The sequence below is a fragment of the Neobacillus sp. SM06 genome (genome assembly GCF_050496765.1).
Lineage (GTDB): Bacteria > Bacillota > Bacilli > Bacillales > Cytobacillaceae > JAEVLT01.
Genome location: NZ_JBNWEO010000014.1, coordinates 58,877 through 79,767 on the forward strand (window position 1 = coordinate 58,877; position 20,891 = coordinate 79,767).

The window sequence follows — 20,891 nt, forward strand, 5'->3', positions numbered from 1 at the left end:
GAAAAAGAAGATTTCTCCTTTTTCATAAGCTTTCGTTTCGTTAGATTCCTTTAAATGCCTTGCGGTAGATTTCAGCAAGCTCAGTCACAAGTGGAAGTTTTGGATTGGCGGTGGTGCACTGATCTTCAAATGCACGGTCTGCCAGTTCATCCACTTTGCTTTCAAACACTTCTTTTGTCACTCCATTTGCTTCGATGCTCATCGGAATATTGAGTTCTTTTGCCAAATCAATAATTGCATGGACTAAGCTTTCAACACCTTCCTCCGTTGTCCGGGCCGGCAAACCGAGGATCCGGGCAATTTCCGCATACCGTGCATCGGCAATAAAGCTTTCATACTTCGGAAATGCGGTGAACTTTTTCGGTTTTGTCGCATTGTAGCGGATTACATGCGGTAGCAAGATCGTATTGGCACGGCCATGGGCAATGTGGAATTCGGATCCAAGCTTATGGGCAAGGCTATGGTTAATTCCTAAGAAAGCATTGGCAAACGCCATGCCGGCAATTGTTGAAGCATTGTGCATTTTCTCCCGTGCTTTTTCATCGCTGCCATCCCGGTATGCCCTTGGCAAATATTCAAACACTAGTTGAATCGCTTTAATTGCCAGACCATCCGTATAATCATTGGCCATGACCGAAACATATGCCTCAATGGCATGGGTTAGGACATCCATCCCGGTATCAGCAGTAATATGCTTCGGCACTGTCATCACAAATTGTGGATCAATGATTGCGACGTCCGGTGTTAACTCATAATCTGCAAGCGGGTATTTGACATTGTTTTCTTTGTCGGTAATAACCGAGAACGAAGTAACTTCTGAACCTGTACCGGAAGTAGTTGGTATCGCAACCATCTGTGCTTTGCTGCCAAGCTTCGGAAACTTAAAGACTCGTTTGCGGATATCTAGGAATTTTTGCTTCAAGCCATTGAAATCCGTATCCGGATATTCATAGAACAGCCACATTCCTTTTGCCGCATCCATTGCCGACCCGCCGCCAAGAGCAATAATCACATCCGGCTGGAATTTTTTCATCGCCTCAACGCCTTTTGCAACTGTATCGGTTGACGGATCCGGTTCAACATCGGCAAAAATTTCACAGTGCACATAATCCGGACGCTTCCGCAAATAGTACAGGATTTTATCGACATAGCCAAGTTTCACCATTCCTGGATCTGTGACAATAAAAGCTTTTGAAATGTTTGGCATTTTCGATAAATATTGTGTTGAATTTTTTTCAAAATAAACTTTAGGCGGAACTTTAAACCACTGCATATTCACATTCCTCTTCGCCAATTTTTTAACATTGATTAAATTAATTGCTCCGACGTTTTGTGAAACCGAATTGCCGCCGTAAGTTCCGCATCCAAGCGTTAATGACGGCATATACGCATTGTAAATATCGCCGATTGCTCCTTGAGATGATGGCGCATTGACAATTAACCGCCCTGCTTTCATTCGGTTCCCAAACGCGCTAATGACAGCCTCATCTTCTGAATGGATTACCGCCGAGTGGCCAAGACCGCCAAATGCCAGCATTTCTTCCGCGCGCGTCAGCCCTTCATCTGTATTCTCTACCCTGTAGCAAGCAAGCACAGGACTTAATTTTTCTCGGGAAAGAGGGTATTGCGGCCCAACGCCTTCAAGCTCAGCAACAAGAATTTTCGTATCGGCCGGGACATCAATTCCTGCCATCCGGGCAATTTCAAATGCCGGTTTACCGACGATATCTGCATTAACCGCGCAAGTATGTTCATTGATGACAAGCTTTTCTGCCATCTCTCTTTCTTCTTCTGTTAAAAAGTAGCAGCCATTAGCAATCATTTCGGCTTTCACTGTTTCGTAGATTGGTTCATCAATAATGACAGCCTGTTCCGATGCACAAATCATACCATTATCGAACGTTTTTGATAAAATTAAATCATTCACTGCACGTTTTATATTGGCTGATTTTTCAATATAGCACGGTACATTTCCAGGCCCTACTCCCAATGCAGGTTTTCCTGAGCTGTAAGCTGATTTCACCATCCCTGCGCCGCCTGTTGCCAAAATCAGCGCAATACCTGGATGGTTCATCAGTTGCCGGGTTGCTTCTAATGAAGGCGTCTCAATCCATTGCACACAATTTTCCGGTGCCCCTGCTTTGACGGCAGCCTCTAGTAAAATTTTTGCCGCTTCGCTGCTGCATTTTTGTGCTGATGGGTGGAAGGCAAAAATGATAGGATTTCGTGTTTTAATAGAGATAATCGTTTTAAACATTGTCGTCGATGTTGGATTGGTTACTGGTGTAACACCTGCGATAATCCCAACAGGCTCAGCGATTTCGACTACGCCTTCGTGTTCGTTTTCCCGGATAATGCCAACGGTTTTATCGTATTTAATATTATGATAGATATACTCAGTTGCAAAAAGGTTTTTGATGATCTTGTCTTCATAGACGCCTCGTTTTGTTTCTTCAACAGCCAACTTAGCGAGCGGCATATGCTGATCAAGTCCTGCCAAGGCCATTTCTTTCACGATCGTATCAATCTGTTCTTGATTAAAGTTTTTCATTTCTTTAAGAGCTTTTTCTGCGTTTTTTACTAAAGTGTCAACCATTTCAGCGACTGATTGCGTTTCATTCAACACTTTTTCTTCGACCGCCATAATCCAAACCTCCTAAAAGTATGTTTGTGAAATAATTCACTTACCTTGTTTACACCTTTAGTATAATCGACGATTCAAAGATAGTGTTTGTCTAGTTTGTGAACTATTGAGCATTTTATTCAAAAAATATTCACTTTTCTCCGGTGTAGTTTTGAAAACGTTTACAATTTATAGGATTTAATATGCATGTGTTTGAATTTTTATTCACACAGCTGTATTGTATTGTATTTCATTTAATAGAATAAACTAATTGAAGGGATCTTATGAATAGATCATTTGATTTAATAGGAGTGTTTCGTGTGCCCATATATGTGTATCAGACGTTTGTATTAAAACAGGAAAAGTTTAAAGAAGGAATTGAAAATTTACGGGAGATCAAGAAATTTCGCAATGATCACTACAGCCATCATGTAGAAATTCTCACACCTGTTTCGGGAGAGCACGATAAATATGCCCTTTTAACTACATATGATGGTTTGGCTGAAATGGAATTACAAAGCAAAAAAATGTTTGATGATGAAGACTATTTAAAGCTGATTGGAGACTTTTTTCTTGAAAATATTGTTCAGGGCAGCATGTATACACAAATCTACCGTTCAATAAATGAAAAAAATCCCGATAAAAAGCAAGCTAAATAGTACCAGGATAATCGAGAAAGCATCATGATACCACAAGATTTCACCAACAGGGGTCTTGATCTGGACAAGCTTAATCATTTTCAATCATTTCTTCAAAAAGAGCAAAGGGTCACAGGATTTTTCGCTGTGACCCTTGTGCTGCCCTGATTAATGCAAATTCCGCAATTCCACTCGGCGGATTTTTCCCGAGTCTGTTTTCGGAAGATCTTCGACAAACTGGATAGCTCTTGGATATTTATATGGAGCTGTCAGTTTTTTTACAAATTGCTGCAGTTCTGTAATCAATTCTTTTGTGCCAATAACGTTTTCTTTTAACACAACAAATGCTTTAACAATGTTTCCTCTAACTGGATCCGGCGCCGCAACAACCGCACATTCTTTGACAGTGTGGTGCTTCATTAAAGCATCTTCAACTTCAAACGGCCCAATCGTATAGCCTGAACTAATAATGACATCATCATTTCTGCCCTGGAACCAAAAGTAATTCTCAGCATCTTTGATTGCCCGATCTCCCGTCAAAAAATAATTGCCCCGGTATGAGCGTTCAGTCGTGGCCTCATCTTTATAATATTGTTGAAAAAGTGCTGGAAAATCCCGTTTTATCGCGATTGTTCCAACTTGATTAACCGCTAGCGGCTCACCTGCTTCATCCACTACTTCCAAAAACTCCGGCAACAGCGGCTGACCCATTGACCCTATTTTCTCTCGATCCATATTTAAGTTGGCAATTAACAATGTGCTCTCTGTTTGTCCATAGCCGTCGCGAATGTCAATGTCAAATGTATTTTTAAAAATATCTATCACTTCCCGGTTCAACGCTTCACCCGCTGAAACAGCCGTATGAAGATGGGAGAGATTAAAGGTACTAATGTCGTCGAGCTTGGCCATCATCCGATACTCTGTTGGTGTGCAGCATAACACATTGATTTTTTTATCCTCAAGCAATTGCAAATATTTATGCGGCTGAAACCGGCCATGAAAAACAAACCCGGTTGCACCGGAACCTAAGATCGAAAGAAATGGTGTCCAAACCCACTTTTGCCAGCCCGGTGCCGCTGTCGCCCAGACAATATCCTTGTCGCTGATGTTCAGCCATTTTGAAGCAGCCGTCCGCAAATGGGCATATCCCCAGCCATGGCTGTGAACAACCCCTTTTGGCATTCCGGTCGTTCCTGAGGTGTAAGCAAGAAAAGCAAAATCTTTTTTACGTGTTTCCACTGTCTGAAACTGCTGTGATTGGCCATCCATCAGGTTTTCCAGTGAAAGCCAGCCCGGAACCTCTTTTCCAAACGCAATTTTGAATTGTAAAAATGGTGCAGGTTCTTTGATGTTGTCAAATTCTCCCACAAAGGCATGGTAGCAAATCACTGCTTTTGCTTCCGAATGGTTGAGCCGATAGACCAAATCTTTGGCTCTTAATAATTCCGAGGCCGGACTGATTACAATCCCCGCTTTTAAACAAGCTAAATAAATGACATAGGATTCAATCAGTCTAGTTGTCATGACAACAACCCGATCGCCTTTTACCAAACCAAGATCTGTCAACCCATTTGCAAGCTGATTGGCTTTTTGAATTAATTGTTGATACGTAACCGTATTTTGTTCCCCAGCTTCATTTTCCCATAACAATGCTGTTTTTTCAGACAAATGCCGATCAATGTCATCAGCAATGTTGTAGTATTCAGGTGCAAGTAATGTTTGGAGTTCCATGTTTGTAACCTCTTTTCGTAAAAGTCATTGATTATATCCTGAGCTTATGACCTCATCATAATATGTAACAATAATAGGACTTTTCCTCCATGGATGTAAAGTTATAAATGTCATATATCCGACTGCTTTTTCGGAATTTATCCAAATCCACCTCAAATTTAGCTATTGAATTCAGCCTTTTCAACCATCGCCATACTGAAAGTTTTTTCAAAAAAAGCCCGCAAAACAAATAATTTTCAAAGGTACGTGTTATAATTTTTTTAAAAGGAGGGAGAATCGTTATGGGGTTCGGGTTTCGAAAAAGTTTTAAGATTGCACCGGGAGTCCGTTTGAACGTCGGATCCAAAAGTATTGGCGTAAGTGCCGGTGTTAAAGGGTTAAGGTACAGTGTGAACAGTCGAACAGGCAGCAGAGTGACTGCCAGTGTCCCAAATACCGGAATTTACTATACCACTTCTCTTGGAAAAAAACAAAAAACACCTGCCTACAATCGGCAGCGCGAACTCGCTTTAATGCAAAAAGAAGAAGCGCGTTTAAATGAATTGGAACAAGCCGCTTTGGCCGTTGAAACCTATGAAAATACAATCGAGAGAATTCATTCGATACATAAGGAAGCAGATGATCCGATCAATTGGATCAAAGTGCGCAGTGCCAACCCCCCTTTTGACGAACAAAATGGTGGGATCGGGCCAAATGAACAAGCAGCAATTGAAAAAGTAAATCAGTATAAGCCGTCAATTGTTTCTAAATTATTCAAACAACAAGAGAAAGAGTTGGAAAAACTTAAGGACGAAGTAATCGAAGCACGCAAACACGATGTGGAAGACTACCGTTCATGGGAACGTGATGTCCGCGTTGCCACAAAAGTGCTTGAAGGGGATATTGATACTTATTTTGAAGTCATTGCCGAATTCAATCCACTTGATGACCTTTGCGAATTTGGCAGTGGCTTTGAATTTTTCGCCGTTGATTCAAAAACAATGGAAATTGAATTTGAAGTTGAAAGCGGCAACGTTGTTCCAAAAGAACAACTGTCCTTAACGAAAACAGGAAAACTCTCGGTCAAGCAGATGTCTAAAAGCAAATACTATGATATCCAGCAGGATTATGTCGCAAGCGCAGTATTGCGAATCGCCAGGGACATGTTTGCCTTGCTTCCATTGGATACGGTTTACATTCACGCCACCGATAAAATCATGGACACAACAACAGGTTATGAGAAAAAAATGACCATTTTGTCAGTCAAAATCGGTAAAAGAATATTGAACAAATTAAATTTTGAGGCCATTGACTGCTCAGATGCATTGCAAAATTTCCAGCACAATATGAAATTTAAGAAAACAAGCGGCTTTAGTGAAGTTGAAAAATTATCAGTGGAACAATGTTAAAAGGATAAGGGTTCACATCCTTATCCTTTAACTTAAAACTGCATCTTCGATCCACTCAGCTATTTCCTCGATCGGCGGCTTTTTTAGCGCCGACAATCATTGTATACTCTTTAGCGTCCTCTTCTGATGCTTTTAAATGATAGCCATTTAACCATAAAAATTGTTTCATGGCTGCAAATCCAGTTCGTTTATTCGCATTGTGGAAAGCATGATTTTGAACGATACTGGCAAATATTGCAGCAGCTTTTATGTAAATGGAAGGATAGCATCTTCACCAAATACACTTTGTTTTGCCCGATTTATGGCGCTATTTAGCAATGCAAAATCTTTGACTCCTGCCATTTCTTTTGGACTATATCGCTTTATGACCAAGGCATTGATCAGAATAATTTCCTTTTCGGGTAAAAATCTTGTTGATGGCAACTTGCAGTACATAATTACCTACATTGACATCAGCCCCTGCTTGTTTGGACCATCCATAATAATTCTGAGGTGCCGAATGTGGGATATTAAAATTATATATATTTATTATAGATATAACTAACCAAGCCTATTAATATAGATAATGTGCCTGAAAGAAATGCTTTTTTTTCATTAAAATCACCTTTTAAGGCTAAATCAGCTAAGATAATTTTTAATAAAATTAATTTGTCTATCCTTATTAATATTCCTACTAATAAAAACCATATTCCAATCAAAAACCATATAAGGCTGTCTCCTCTAATAACATCAATCATTATTAAAAATAAAATGAAAAAATATAATATTTTTCTAAACAAAGAATCACCACTATTTCTAATTTTTCAAATTATAACTTTAACGTCTAAATATAAAGTTTGGAATATTAAAGCTTTTATTCAGTGCTGACTTAGATAACCACCCGCGTCCTTTGGAAACTTTTTTAAAAGTATACTTGGATAACGTACCTGATGCTCGTTTTATTATTTCTGAGGCTACTCTTGCAGCAATAAAATTTATTAGTATTGGGAAAAAATAATTATTAAGGTATCTTAATGCAAAATAGCCTGCTCCTCCACCTACAGCAAAGGAAATACCAGTACTTACAATAAATCCATAAGTAAGTTTAATTGAAAAACGAATAACTTGCCTTCTCCAACCAATTTTTATATAACTGTTAAATCCTAGATTTATTGCGAAATTACCAGTTGGATCGATATTCATAACAGGATTATTGTTTGTATAGACATATTGGTTTAGGCTTAGTGGATCATTTTGGAATCCTTGGAAAGTATCCCTTGTAATAAATCGACCTACATTAGGATCGTAGTAACGAGCCATGAGATAGTACAATCCAGTTTCATTGTCATACCGGTATCCAGCATAGCGATACGGGTTCGCATCTTTCATTGTCCCTGTTGAAGAAATAATGTTTCCCCAAGCATCATATTGATATTGGGCAACTATATTACCATTCGCATCGTACGTATACGCTTGGCCATTGACAGCTGCCAGCTGGTTGGCAGCGTCATACGTATAATCAGTTGTTGTGCTTGTGGATCCTTGAGTGACTGTTTTCTTAGTACGGTTTCCCACTGCATCATATTGAAAGGCAATCGTTGTACCGTCCAATAAGGTTTCCTGCGTTAACTGGTTTAAAGCATCGTATTGGTACGAAATGGTACCTGAGTTTGTTACCACACTCGTTCAGTTGCCATTTGCATCATACATGTAGCTATATGAATCTGATAGCGCACCGGTGTTGTTGTAGTTTTTCACCGATTTCAAGCGATTAGCGTATGATGTATGAGTGCCATTGGAACGATTCACAGAGATGACATTTCCCTGTTCATCATAGATGTACTTCGCCTGATTTGCTCCATTTCGCGAAAGAGCCGTTACTTGATTTTGGATCGAACGTATACCCTGTAGATATGGATGTTGAACCTGCCAAAAAAAACCTAAGATAGGTTATAACATCTTAGGGGCATACTGTATTTACATAATTAAAAATAATCTAACTTATTATTTATTTTTTGGCTTAAATATTATTTTATCTTCAGATCCTAGTTCCCTTTTGGTTTTTTCTAGCAGATATCTTCCTATTTTGTTATGTTCTTCCGCTGGTATTAAATCATATTTCTCTAACCAATTAGAGAATTCTTCTTTTAATTTTCCAGATAGAGGAAAATCTTCAATATCTAAATTATAACCACATTCATTACACCAAATTGGATCTGCAACATAATCAGCTTCAATTTTTAATGAAAATGAAGCTGATTTACAATTACAATTTGTAACCATCTTTTAAATTAAACCTCCATTTATAACTATTTAATCAACATACTTGTAATCAAAGTTTTACCTACTTAATTCTTTTAAACCTTTTATTAGGTTTAGCCCAAAATACAGTTTTTATTTCTCCTCTTCTAACACAAACATTTAAATTATTATACCAGTACACTGTTGATTTATTTTTGGGATCATAATAAACTCTGCCATTTTTTATTGCTTTTCTATTTCTCTTGGACTTACAAATCTTTCAATCATTCTCTCAATAGCGTGTGTAGTGTATGAAAAATAAATTTTATATGCTATAAGAACTTCTATTAGTCCAGAAGATACACGATCAAGTAAGGATCTAGATTTGTAACCCGTTGGGTCAATGATGCAGACAGTACTAATTGTAGAAGATGAAGATATTTTACGAGAAATTGAAAAGGATTATTTTTCCTCAGAAGGGTATGATGTGTTGGAGGCTCGTGATGGAGAGGAAGCAATAGCTTTATTTGAGCAAAACAATATTAGCTTAATCATTTTGGACATTATGATTCCTGGGGTGGATGGATGGTCTGTCTGCAGACGGATACGGAAAAAATCCAATTGTCCAATCATTATTTTGACAGCTCGGACGGATGAAGATGACACATTACTAGGGTTTGAATTGGGGGCGGATGAATATGTAACCAAACCCTATAGTCCGCCAATCCTATTGGCAAGAGCGAAACGGTTGTTGGATACAAACCGACATTCGCCCCACCAAGTAAATAAGAACTCTTTCTCATTTAATGGAATCCACATCCATATCCCGTCGCGTTTAGTTAAAATAAATGAAGAAAACATCCACTTAACACATACTGAGTTTGAAATATTGCTATTTTTAATCACAAACAAAGGTATCGTTGTCACAAGAGAACAGTTAATTATATCCGTTTGGGGATACGAATTTACAGGTGATGACAGAACCATTAACACCCATATGCGAAACTTACGAAACAAACTCGGCTCAAAAGCCAATATGATTAAAACGATTGTCCGAACAGGCTACAAATTTGAGGATTCAATATGAGAATGGGAATATTAACAAAATTATTTTTGCTGACCACGGCCTTATGCACGTTTATAGTTGCAGCCATTTTAATCGGGCAAATGATCTTTTTTAAATCATTTTATGTAGACAAAAAAACAACCGAGCTACAACTTCAAATGGAAGCCTTTCAAAAAAATTACCTCAAGAACAGCAGGAATCATCAAGAATTAGTGAAACTTAAAAATCAATTTTATAATGACTATAATTCGTGGATAACCGTTCTTGATGGAAATGGAAATATTAAAGGAGAAACTGAGTTTAGCATTGAAATAAGAACCAACCCTTCGGAAAAATCTGATTTAAAATAAGATACGCTTGTTATTCCGTTATACCCATTGATCAACATGAATGACATTTGGAATAACACCACCTATTTAAAGGAAGGAATGTCCGTAAAACTCTTCGGACTCAAGCTGGGAAAAACCTTGATTCCGATCGAACTCAGTTCATCTTTTCCTATTCCCATGAAGAACGATCAACTCCAAAAAAAATATAATCGTTTTAAACCCGGGAATGAAGCAACTGGAAGTACTGATTATTATTCCGCAACTGGAATGATTACAAAAGTAAACTTGCCAAAATTCGGCTCCGTTTCAAAGTCACTTACGACTAACGACCTATTTCTCGATCAAATAAGAGAATTCCAAGCAGAGCTGGTAACAAAACAATCTCTTGCAGCAAGCTCGGAGAAAAGTTCCACCTTCATGATAAGAAATTTCGAAAAAAACGGTGTCAAATATAAATTGTTCATACAGCCATTTAAATCTGATCATGGATCGACTGAATATGTATTCACGATGACTTCCTTGCAACCACTTGATGAGGCAGCTAACATAATGAAAGATTATTTTGTCTATCTTGTTGTTTTTGTTTTCATTCTCATTTTTCTTGCTTCTTTCTATTTTTCAAAAAAGATTGCAAAACCATTATTGCAAATCAATGCGACGGCAAAGAAAATAGCTGACTTAGATTTTAGCGAAAAACTCCCAATCACATCCAAAGATGAAATTGGTGCATTATCTGAAAGCATTAATGTCCTTTCTGGTACAATACAATCTTATATAAAAAAATTAAGGCAAGATATCGAAAAGGAAAAGCAGTTAGAAACTACCCGAAAACAATTCATTTCCGGGGTCTCTCATGAATTAAAGACACCGTTAAGTGTGATGCAGAGCTGCATTTCGATTTTAAGAGACGGCGTAGCCAGCCATAAAAAGGATTATTATTTTGCGGCAATGGAAAAAGAAGTCGAAAAAATGGATCAACTGATCGTCGATATGTTAGAACTGGCTAAGTTGGAATCGGGAACATACAAACTGAAGATGGAGAAATTTTACCTCGACGAGATGGTGGCATACTTGTGTAAAACTCTTTCAAACAAAATGAAACAAAAAAATTTGCATTTACGCTTAGAGCTGCTGCCAGTTGAGGTAATGGCCAATGAACTCAAAATTGAGCAAGTCTTAACAAATTTTATTATGAATGCAATCCGTCATACTCCCGAAGGGGAAAACATTCTCATTTCAATGATAGAAGAAAAAGAAAGAGTGGAAATAGCGATCGAAAATAGTAGAGTCTTTATACCTGCTGAGGATTTGGATAAAGTGTGGGATCGGTTCCTCCCAGTCCCGTGTCAGCCGTCCCCTTGCAATCGGACTCCATGGGATGACCCCGATTTTCTCTTCTTTTACAATATCTGCTCAAAACATTTAAAAGTTTCATTGTTAATAGCCTTTGACACCATTGCCGTAAAAAAGCTGCTCAAGAATTGATTTCTTAAAGCAGCTTTGCCTTTATTGCTCAGTATTCCCATAATGGTAATTCCCGCGGTTTACCGGGGTAAATCCTTTTGGCGTATAAAAGCGCAATAAGTCTTCGTTTACAACCTTATCGGAAATGGAAAGTTTTTGTTCGACAATTTGACTGTCTTTATCTGCCTCGGCTTTTTTCTCCTCCCCTAACGGCTGCCCGGTAGTAGAATCATAATAAATCCCATTAACAGATGTGATAGTCGGACTGACGAAATCGCCATTTCGGAACGGCACAAGCTGACTGTGCTGGTTCGAAAACAGATCGGTTCCAAATTGAATATAATTCTTCGTATCGATCCCGAGCAAATGGAGCAGGGTTGGCAGAACATCAATCTGACCGCCATACTCATGATTGACTCCTCCTTTAATCCCGGGAACGCGGATAAACAGGGGAACCCGCTGCAAGCCAGCGCTTTCTAAAGGTGTAACCTCTTTGCCGATAATTTGTGACATTGTTTGATCATTGTCTTTCGAAATCCCGTAATGATCCCCATACAAGATAATAATCGAGCGATCATACAGTCCTGATTTTTTCAAATACGCAAACATCTGCTTGACCGCTTCGTCTAAATACCTCGCAGTTTGGAAATACGAATCTACCGTTGGAACGCCAGTAGTTGCTGGTGCAATGGTTGCATCCTTTGGATCAATTGAAAACGGAAAATGATTCGATACCGTTATAAATTTGGCATAAAATGGTTCCGGCAAAGATCTAAGCAGTGGAATTGATTGCTGAAAAAATGGCTTATCCATGAGACCGTACTGTGTAAGATCATTCGGATCCATCTGATAGTAACTCGAATCAAAAAAGTAATCGTATCCTAGAGATTTATACATTTCATGACGATTCCAGAAGCTTCCTGAATTTCCATGGAACACTGCTGACGTATAGCCTTGCTGTCCCAAAATGGCAGGTGCCGCTTGGTAAGTATTCAAGCTTTTCGTCATAAAGGCGGAACCTTGGGGTAAACCAAACAGCGAATTCTCAAGCATGAATTCGGCATCCGAGGTTTTACCATGAGATGTTTGATGAAAAAAATGATCAAAATACTGCGTGTTTTTATCTTTTGTCAATGAATTTAAAAATGGCGTGACCTCTTCACCATTCAATTTATAGTTAATAAGAAAGTTTTGAAAAGATTCAAGATGAATATAAATGACATTCATGCCTTTAGCGGCACCAAAATAAGCCGGGTTTGGCTCAGCATAATTCGATTTCGTGTAATTAATCACATCTGTCACATCACTGCTATTCGCCAAAGCTCTTTGAGCAGTTGCTTTTGTGCTTTGCACCGCATCGTAAATAGTATAATTGTAGAGCCCCAAATATTTGACAATAAAGTTTTTATCGAAGCCTCTTGTTAATAATTCCGGCCTGGAAATTTCGGCAAGCCCGATAGTAGTGAATGCAATCGTTAGCGCTAGCGAAAACAGGACGGGAGCTTTATGCCGCACCGATTCATCGGTATTGATTTTGACAAACCGCGCTGCAAGCAGGACAACGAGCAAAATAAAGTCCAGAAAGAAAAAAAGATCATACGGTTTTAATAAGGGGGCAACACTGCTCCCAACTTCACCAAAGTTTTGCGTCTGCATTAATACTTGAATCGTAATAAAATCACTAAAAAAACGGTAATACAAAATATTGCTGTACAAAAGTGCGGATAATAGGAAATAAATAACGAGCAGCCAACTATATTTTTTCCTTGCTTTCGCAAAAAAAGAAAAACCCAAAAAAAACATGGATGATGCCAACGGATTCAAAAACAACAAAAAGTGTTGATATGGGTTTTGAACGCCCAATTTAAACTGGGTGATTTGTGCGATGTAGGTTTTGATCCAAAGAAGGAGGACGGCTAAAATAAAAAAGCCGATATATCGGTTAAGGAACTGGCGACCTCTAAAGATTAAATCTTTCATTACTGTACCTCTCTTTGCCTTTTACTCTCCTCTTACACTATCTTACCAATTAATGATAAACAAGAAAAGCAGAAAACTTCAATGATTCTCTTTCAACCTGCGTTTGCTATTGATAAACTGTACATAAAGATGTACATACTGGTTTTCAATCGGTTTGGAAAGGAGATCGTACATTTGAAAAAACAACCAAATATCCTCGTCTACCATCCTAGGGATTCGGCCATTTACGCTGAGGCGATCCACAATAGCGGGTATAAATCCGTCCGCGCCGCCCAGACGCCAAACGAAGCAGAAAAATGTTTACCGGGAACGGAAGTGATTTTAGGGTGGAAATTTCCAACACATCTTCTAAAAAGTCCAATCGCATCCTCTGTTCGCTGGTTCCAATCGACGGGTGCCGGTGTCGATGATTTCGTTGCAGATCAATCGATTCCCGAAGAAATCAACTTAACACGGATTGTCGGCCAATTTGGCAGCCCAATTGCCGAATATGTTTTTGCCTTTTTGTTATACATTACAAAAGACATCGGCCGCATGCGGGAGTTACAGCAAAAAAGAATCTGGGATTCCTTTATTCCCGGTTCGCTCGCAGGCAAAACCCTTGGTGTCGCCGGAATCGGTTCGATTGGAGCAGAAATTGTTCGAAAAGCTCGAGCATTTGATCTAAATGTTTATGGATTGAGTGCGAGCGGCAAACAGGCTGCCATCGTCGATCAGCATTTTCACCCGAATCTATGGAAGGAATTTGTAAAGGAACTTGACTATTTAGTTTTAACTCTCCCATTAACAACCGAAACAAGGCACGTCATTAACCGGGATCTACTTCGTTCCATGAAAGCAGATGCCTGCATTGTCAATGTTGGCCGTGGCGCATTGATAAATGAAACCGATCTGTTTACCGTCATGAATGAGGGATATCTCAAGGCAGCTGTTCTCGATGTATTTGAAAAAGAACCGTTGAAAAAGGATCACCCTTTCTATTCGCTGCCATCTATCTACTTGACCCCGCATTTATCGGGACCAAGCACTGTGGATGGAGTCAGCCAGTTTTTTCTCGACAACTTGGAACGATTTTTAAACGGTGAGCCTCTCTACGGGATGGTTGATCGTAACCTTGGTTATTAAAAAAAGCTTGGAGACACTGCTGTCTTCAAGCTTTTTTAGATAATATGAACCTTATTTCCTGCCGCTTATTACGGAACCATATTCCCTGCTGCTTTGTAAATTTGATACCACTCTTCACGTGTTAACGGAATTTCTGAACCTTTGCATGCGTCCTGCAGTCGGCTCGGCTTCGTTGTGCCGGTTACAACTTGAATATTGGCCGGATGACGAGTAATCCATGCCGTTGCAATTGCCGTTGCAGTCACTTCATATTTTTTCGCAAGGGTGTTGATAACTTCATTTAATTCTGGGAAGTTGTCCGTATCCCCCAAGAAGACACCTTTGAAAAAGCCATGCTGGAATGGAGACCATGCTTGGATTGTCATATCATGAAGACGGCAATATTCCAGTATACTGCTATCGCGGTTGATTGACTGGTCCATCTGCATGTTGAGTGCAATGCCTGAATCAATCATTGGTGTATGGGCAATGCTAAACTGCAGCTGGTTGACAACCAATTTTTGCGGGACATACTTTTTCAATAATTCAATTTGCGTTGGGTTGAAATTGGAGACGCCAAAGTAGTTGACTTTTCCACTTGATCGCAATTCCTCAAATGCTTCCGCCACTTCCGCCGGTTCCATCAATGGATCGGGGCGGTGCAGAAGGAGAATGTCTAAATAATCCGTTTTCAATCGCTTTAAAATACCGTCTACGGACTTTAGAATATGTTCTTTTGAAAAATCATAATAATTTTCCTTCGCCCGGATACCGCATTTGCTTTGCAGGATCATTTTTTCCCGAATGCTTGCATTCATTTGAATTGCATCTGCGAAAATTTCCTCACATGTACCTGCCCCGTAGATGTCTGCGTGATCGAAAAAATTAACTCCCTCATCCATTGCCGTACGAATAAGCGTTTCGGCGTCTTTTAAAGAAAGCTCTTTCAGCCGCATGTTTCCCATGACAATGTTAGACGCTTTCAAATCGGTATTTGCAATCTGTATGTACTTCATCTTGGACAACCTCCTTTAATTGATGACTCTTCTATTGTAGCATTTATTTCATAATGAACGAACAAAAACGCATCCAAAATGATGAAAATTAAATAATTCCTACTTGATTAACAAGAATAGTTTTTATACTAATGATGAAAACTTATTGCTCCCGCTTCGCTTTTCAGCATAAATCTCTTTCTTAGCGAATAATCGCAGCATATAATAATCGCTTTACTATGGATAATAACTGCAAAAAGGAAGCCGAAATGTGGCTTCCTTTTTGTGTTGACAATTATTTTTCTGGGAGAAGCCGTTCGTCTTTAAAAGATTTCAATAATGAGACAACGATCAGCAGCATGACAACGGTAAACGGCAGTGCAGCGATAATCGACGCCCGCTGCAATGCTTCCAGCCCGCCGGTCCAAAGAAGCAGTGCGGCTGAAGCCGACTGGATAATACCCCAAATAAACTTCACTCGGTTTGGCGGATTGAGACTTCCATTTGTCGTCTGCATTCCGAGCACAAAGGTGGCTGAATCAGCAGAAGTAATAAAGAAAGTGCTGATTAGAAAAATCGCTAGCAACGAAAGCACTGTAGAAAGCGGAAAGTTTTCCAGTACTGAAAACAGCGCCACCTCGCTTCCACTCGTATTAATGACATCCATGATGGCCTTATTTTTAAAATATTCAAGATAAATTCCTGTCCCTCCAAAAACCGAGAACCAAAGTGCGCCAAAAATCGTCGGAACAAGAAGAACTCCGATGACAAACTCACGAATGGTTCTCCCTTTGGAAATTCGTGCAATAAACGTTCCAACAAACGGTGCCCAGGCTATCCACCATGCCCAATAGAAAATCGTCCAGCTTTGAAACCATTCCATCTCTTTACCAAATGGACTCAACTTGAAACTCATAGATGGAAGGTTTTGAAGATATGAGCCGATCGATGTTGTAAACAAATTCATAATAAAGTTTGTCGGACCAACAAAAAGTAAAAAAAGCATAATGGCAAGAGCAAGCACAATATTTAAATTGCTCAAATATTTGATTCCTTTGTTTAATCCTGTTTGCGCAGATAACATAAACAGTACCGTCACAATGGCAATGATGATCAGTTGAGTAGGAAAAGAATTGCTGATTCCACTAAACATATGGGAAAGCCCTCCACTGATTTGAATTGCACCAAGTCCAAGTGAGGTAGCCACGCCAAACACGGTCGCAAACACAGCAATGAAATCAACAATTGTCCCCAATACCCCATCAACCTTATTTCCGAAAATGGGTCTTAATAAGGAACTGATGACACCTGCCTGTCCTTTTCGAAATTGGAAATAGGCGAGCGCAAGACCAATAACCGTGTAAATGGCCCAAGGGTGCAAACCCCAGTGAAAGAAAGAATAGCGGATAGCTGCTCTGCCGGCTTCAGCTGTTTGCCCTTTCATGTAAGGCGGATTATAATAGTGATTCAATGGTTCGGCAACACCCCAAAATACGAGTCCTATTCCCATCCCGGCACTAAACAGCATCGCAAACCATGTTAAATAGCCAAAATCTGGACGGTCACTGTCTTTGCCGAGCCTGATATTTCCGTATTTCGTAAAAATCAAAAGAAGTGCAAACAGCAAAAAAATGGAAGCTGACAACAAGTAAAACCATCCAAACTTATCCAAGATCATTCCTTGTAAAATGGTTGTTACTCGATCAAGATTCGCTTTTGGCAATATGCTTTTTGGAATTAAACCCCAAATAATAAACAGTCCAGTCACAACCACTGAAACAAAAAACACGGGTGTTAATTTTTTCATTTTAGTCACCAAATCCCTCCAATTATAGTACAATTGTTTCCTTTTCCTTTTATTTTATCCAAGGAAATCCGCCCTATCGAAAGTCGCCAAAGATTATCATACCAGAAAAATAAGGTTATTGACAACCCATTTAAGAAACACAGGTTGTCACTTTCGATTCTTTTTAAAATGCAAAAAGCGAACCTTCCGATTCCTTCGAAAGGTCGCTTGAAAGCTATTGATATGGCAAGTATTCCGGCAGAGGAACATTGAATTAAAAAAGCCGCCCTGGAAAAGAGCAGCTTTTTCACAAAAAATCCTTCTTTATTTGGTCGGATTACTACATTCCTATAAATGGAATTACTGAAAAGACATGGGTGCTTTGCCTAGTCAAACACGTTCCCATTCCCGATAGACGCCGCCTGATTTGGCCAAGTTTTTTTGCGGAAGAAAGGAGCGGTTCGCTTTGCGTAGAGCCACTTATAGCTGATCGGAATCATGACGAGACTGATGAGCGTTGAACTTATGAGACCCCCGGCAACGACAATCCCCAATGTTTGTGAAATAAAGCGATCCGTCCGGGTTGACAACGCAAGCGGAAGTACGGTTAAAACAGTGGTTAATGCAGTGGTCAAAATTGGGCGAACCCGCGAAATAGTTCCTTGTAATACGGCTTCATCCACCGCTATTCCAACTTTCAAATTTCGCTCGATTTTATCAACAAGAACAATTCCATTCGTGACAACAATCCCTGTTAGCATCAGTAAACCTACAAATGCAGCAAGATTCCATTCCAGACCAAAAATAAGCATCCCGAACACCGACCCGATAAATGCAAACGGAATGCAAATCAAGACGGAAAGTGGCGCTTTCCAACCGCGAAAAACAGTGCTGACAATAAAAATCACAAGCAGTATGGAAAAAAAGAGGGAGATAGCCATTTCGGATACCATTTCATACACTTGCTGCGGCGCCCCTGCAAGAGAAACCTTCACACCCTCAGGTAGCGGAAGAGTACGCAATGCATTCTTGACTTGTTTGGTCACTTTGCCAATATCTCTTGAAGTAATCGTAGCTGTCACAACTGCAAAAGGTTTCCCATCCTTTTCTTCAAGAGCGGATGAACCCGCTGGCGTGAGGGTTGCCAACTGATCAAGCATTACTTTTTGCCCCTCTTGGCTTAAAAATGTCTCCCCGGCCATTTGAGAAAAAACATCTTTTTTCAGGCTTCCCTGCTTATCAGAATGAATAACGACAGGGATCAAAGTTTGATTCAATGAAAATGCCGCGCTTTCTCCCTCAGCAGTGTAGTTTTGAATCCGGTTTAAAACTTCTTCAAGCCGAATCCCATACTTTTCAATTGCTTTCCTATTTAACGTGATTCGGTATTGTGTTTGCTGTTCTGCCGTATCAGCGGTACCCTCAACAGCAAGACCTGGAATTAATTTCAGCTGGTTCCGAATCGATTGCGCCATTGATTCCAGCGTCTGACTGTCTGAACCAGTCAGATTGATTTTTAACTGGGAATCATCGCCGGCAATGCTTAAATTTGAAACCGTGTAGACAGCCTTCGTTGACAATGAATTAAGTTGTTTTTGCAGGTCTTGCGCAAAAGAATCGATGTCAGTCCCTTTCTTAACCGTTAGAGATAGATTGGCAATATTCGGCTTTTGAATCCAACCTCCTCCAGTATCAAATACATCATCCGATTGAGGAGTAAAATCGGAACCGAGTCCTAAAGAAAATGCGCCTACTTTCGGATTTCCTTTCACTACCTCTTCCAACCGTTTTACTTCTGCATCTACTTCTGCCAATGTAGAAGTTTTCGGCAATTCCACTTGAATCCCCAACTGCCCTGTTTTAGTCATCGCCGGTAAAAAATTCACTGGCAAAATTGCTGCCCCGATGACTGCTACCAAAAACAGACCAAGCAAACCAGCAGCTATTTTCCCTTTATGCTGAAACACAAATGGGAAAATTTTCATTGCAAAGGGCGCCAAAGGGTCACCAGCTGCAAGCGGTTTTCCCTTCCAAAAAAGGTAGTATAGGGCGGGAACAACAAAGACGGAAACCAATAAAGAAATCACCAATGAGATAACAACTGACCAAGCGAAACCCGAAAAAGCGGCGCTTATCATTCCGCCGATCAGCGCGATCGGCAAGTATACCGCAACTGTTGTTGCGGTAGATGAGACAATCGCTGGAAGCATTTCGCTTGCTGCTGTGGAGATCCACCCGATCCTTGTTTGCCCACCTGTCTCATGCACTTTCCGATTCATATTGTCAAGAATCACGATCGAGTCATCAACAACTCGGCCCATGGCAACAATCAAGCCGGAAATGGTAAGTATGTTTAAGCTAATCCCCATTGTATTTAAAATACCCGTTGTGGCGAGCAGACAAATAGGTAACGATATGGCAATAACAACGGTTGAACGGACTTTTCGGAAAAACACAAAAACGCTGATCATGGCGAAAAAGGAACCGAGCAGTCCTTCCTTTACAAGACCTTTCAATGCATCATTCACTTGCTCCCCTTGATTAAATAGAACCGAAAGCTGCAAATCTTTATTTTTCAATGCTGGAATTTCGTTCAATTTGCTCTCAATTCGGCTCGCAACATCTGTGATATTGGATGTCGGTGTCTTTAAAATATCCAGCAGGACACTTGGTTTTCCATCTGTTCTTGATACCGTCTGCAGATTAACGACCGAGTTCGAAATATCAGCAACTGTCGAAAGTGGAATGGTTTTACCGTCCCTCGTATGAAGAGGCAACTGCAAGAGATCTTGCTGATTGATACTCCAACCGCTCACTTGAATCGGAAGCGAACTCTGGTTGTTTGAAACCATCCCCTCTATTTCTGTTGTATGGTTTTCTTTAAGCGAGCGTTTGATATCTTCGATTGTTAATCCGGCTTTGACCAAATCTGCGGTACGAATGTTGATGGCGTAGCCAGCCGACCCTCCGCCTGTGACGCGAACATCTTGAACACCGGGAATGGATTTTATCCTGTTCACTACATCTTCTTGAATGCTGGTGCGGAGCGTGTTTTCCGAAATCGCTGCTGAGCTGCTTATAAGGCTGATTCTCATAATTGGAAGCGAATGGGTGCTCAAACGTGTCACTTGCGGTTTTGCCACTCCTGATGGCAGTGAAATGCCATTTAAAGCGTTTGTTACCTGTTCCTCGGCCCGCGCCATATCATACTTCATCGGAAAATTGAGGCGTATTAATGCTCCGCCTGTAAACGAACTCGTTTCTACATCTTGTAGTCCATCTACGACACGGACAGCTTGTTGAATTGGCTGCGTTACCCTTAGTTTTACTTGACCAGCTTGGAATTTTTCAGCTCTTACGGCAATGGTTAAGGTCGGATTATTGATTTCTGGCAAGTAATCACGCTGTATTTGCCATGCCGCCAATCCACCCCATGCCAAAAGAAGAACAATCATTGTTCCAATCAGAACTGCCCGTTTCATCGTTTCTTCTATTAATCGATTCATCGCCATTTTTATTCAGGCAAACTATTTGCCCGAATTCGCTCACCTCGCTTATTAGTGTTTG

The 20,891-nt window shown here is 40.0% G+C and carries 15 protein-coding genes and 1 pseudogene; 6 read left to right on the plus strand and 10 right to left on the minus strand.

The genetic code is table 11. The features are described from left to right. Positions 1 to 40 precede the first annotated feature (40 nt). Complete coding sequence (gene adhE / locus ACQYAD_RS08880; protein ID WP_430237371.1) at positions 41 to 2,644, minus strand: bifunctional acetaldehyde-CoA/alcohol dehydrogenase; 2,604 nt, start codon at positions 2,642 to 2,644, stop codon at positions 41 to 43. 299 nt (positions 2,645 to 2,943) lie between these two features. Here adhE and ACQYAD_RS08885 point away from each other — a divergent pair, with 299 nt between their 5' ends. Continuing rightward, positions 2,944 to 3,282: a hypothetical protein gene (locus ACQYAD_RS08885; RefSeq protein WP_430237374.1), complete on the plus strand. Its 339-nt coding sequence runs from the start codon at positions 2,944 to 2,946 to the stop codon at positions 3,280 to 3,282. A gap of 147 nt (positions 3,283 to 3,429) precedes the next feature. On the opposite strand, the gene ACQYAD_RS08890 is transcribed toward ACQYAD_RS08885, so the two are convergent. Then, positions 3,430 to 4,992: an acyl-CoA synthetase gene (locus tag ACQYAD_RS08890; RefSeq protein WP_430237376.1), complete on the minus strand. Its 1,563-nt coding sequence runs from the start codon at positions 4,990 to 4,992 to the stop codon at positions 3,430 to 3,432. Positions 4,993 to 5,273: 281 nt separating this feature from the next. On the opposite strand from ACQYAD_RS08890, the gene ACQYAD_RS08895 reads away from it, so the two are divergent. After that, positions 5,274 to 6,380, plus strand: a complete 1,107-nt coding sequence (locus ACQYAD_RS08895) for a DUF4236 domain-containing protein (protein ID WP_430237378.1) — start codon at positions 5,274 to 5,276, stop codon at positions 6,378 to 6,380. A 55-nt stretch (positions 6,381 to 6,435) separates the two neighbouring features. Here ACQYAD_RS08895 and ACQYAD_RS08900 read toward each other — a convergent pair whose 3' ends face one another. The 4 genes from ACQYAD_RS08900 to ACQYAD_RS08915 all read right to left on the minus strand — a co-directional run bounded on the left by ACQYAD_RS08900 (position 6,436) and on the right by ACQYAD_RS08915 (position 8,642). Further along, positions 6,436 to 6,636 carry a type II toxin-antitoxin system death-on-curing family toxin gene (locus ACQYAD_RS08900; RefSeq protein WP_430237597.1) on the minus strand — a complete coding sequence of 67 codons (201 nt, stop codon included), beginning with the start codon at positions 6,634 to 6,636 and terminating at the stop codon, positions 6,436 to 6,438. Positions 6,637 to 6,895: 259 nt separating this feature from the next. Then, a complete protein-coding gene (locus tag ACQYAD_RS08905; RefSeq protein WP_430237380.1) occupies positions 6,896 to 7,159 on the minus strand; it encodes a hypothetical protein in 264 nt (87 codons plus the stop codon). 37 nt (positions 7,160 to 7,196) lie between these two features. After that, entirely contained in the window at positions 7,197 to 7,970 is a 774-nt protein-coding gene (locus ACQYAD_RS08910) for an RHS repeat-associated core domain-containing protein (RefSeq protein ID WP_430237382.1), read from the minus strand. Positions 7,971 to 8,363: 393 nt separating this feature from the next. Continuing rightward, entirely contained in the window at positions 8,364 to 8,642 is a 279-nt protein-coding gene (locus tag ACQYAD_RS08915) for a hypothetical protein (protein ID WP_430237385.1), read from the minus strand. A 361-nt stretch (positions 8,643 to 9,003) separates the two neighbouring features. Between ACQYAD_RS08915 and ACQYAD_RS08920 the strand changes: the two genes are divergently transcribed. The 3 genes and pseudogenes from ACQYAD_RS08920 to ACQYAD_RS08930 form a co-directional block, all read left to right on the plus strand. After that, the gene (locus ACQYAD_RS08920) at positions 9,004 to 9,687 is read left to right on the plus strand and encodes a response regulator transcription factor (protein ID WP_430237387.1); all 684 of its coding nucleotides are present in this window, start codon (positions 9,004 to 9,006) and stop codon (positions 9,685 to 9,687) included. Positions 9,688 to 9,689: 2 nt separating this feature from the next. Next, positions 9,690 to 10,016, plus strand: a complete 327-nt coding sequence (locus ACQYAD_RS08925) for a hypothetical protein (RefSeq protein WP_430237391.1) — start codon at positions 9,690 to 9,692, stop codon at positions 10,014 to 10,016. 528 nt (positions 10,017 to 10,544) lie between these two features. Continuing rightward, positions 10,545 to 11,270: pseudogene (locus ACQYAD_RS08930) on the plus strand (HAMP domain-containing sensor histidine kinase); the annotation flags it as partial. A gap of 231 nt (positions 11,271 to 11,501) precedes the next feature. Here ACQYAD_RS08930 and ACQYAD_RS08935 read toward each other — a convergent pair. Further along, positions 11,502 to 13,439, minus strand: coding sequence for an LTA synthase family protein (locus tag ACQYAD_RS08935; RefSeq protein ID WP_430237394.1), 1,938 nt, complete (start codon positions 13,437 to 13,439; stop codon positions 11,502 to 11,504). A 174-nt stretch (positions 13,440 to 13,613) separates the two neighbouring features. Here ACQYAD_RS08935 and ACQYAD_RS08940 point away from each other — a divergent pair, with 174 nt between their 5' ends. After that, positions 13,614 to 14,564: a D-2-hydroxyacid dehydrogenase gene (locus ACQYAD_RS08940; RefSeq protein WP_430237397.1), complete on the plus strand. Its 951-nt coding sequence runs from the start codon at positions 13,614 to 13,616 to the stop codon at positions 14,562 to 14,564. Between the two features lie 68 nt (positions 14,565 to 14,632). Here ACQYAD_RS08940 and ACQYAD_RS08945 read toward each other — a convergent pair whose 3' ends face one another. From ACQYAD_RS08945 to ACQYAD_RS08955, 3 genes are all read right to left on the minus strand, one after another. Beyond that, the gene (locus ACQYAD_RS08945; RefSeq protein WP_430237399.1) at positions 14,633 to 15,559 is read right to left on the minus strand and encodes an aldo/keto reductase; all 927 of its coding nucleotides are present in this window, start codon (positions 15,557 to 15,559) and stop codon (positions 14,633 to 14,635) included. Between the two features lie 274 nt (positions 15,560 to 15,833). Further along, entirely contained in the window at positions 15,834 to 17,345 is a 1,512-nt protein-coding gene (locus ACQYAD_RS08950) for a glycine betaine uptake BCCT transporter (protein ID WP_430237599.1), read from the minus strand. A 365-nt stretch (positions 17,346 to 17,710) separates the two neighbouring features. Further along, positions 17,711 to 20,830, minus strand: coding sequence for an efflux RND transporter permease subunit (locus tag ACQYAD_RS08955; protein ID WP_430237401.1), 3,120 nt, complete (start codon positions 20,828 to 20,830; stop codon positions 17,711 to 17,713). Positions 20,831 to 20,891 lie beyond the last annotated feature (61 nt).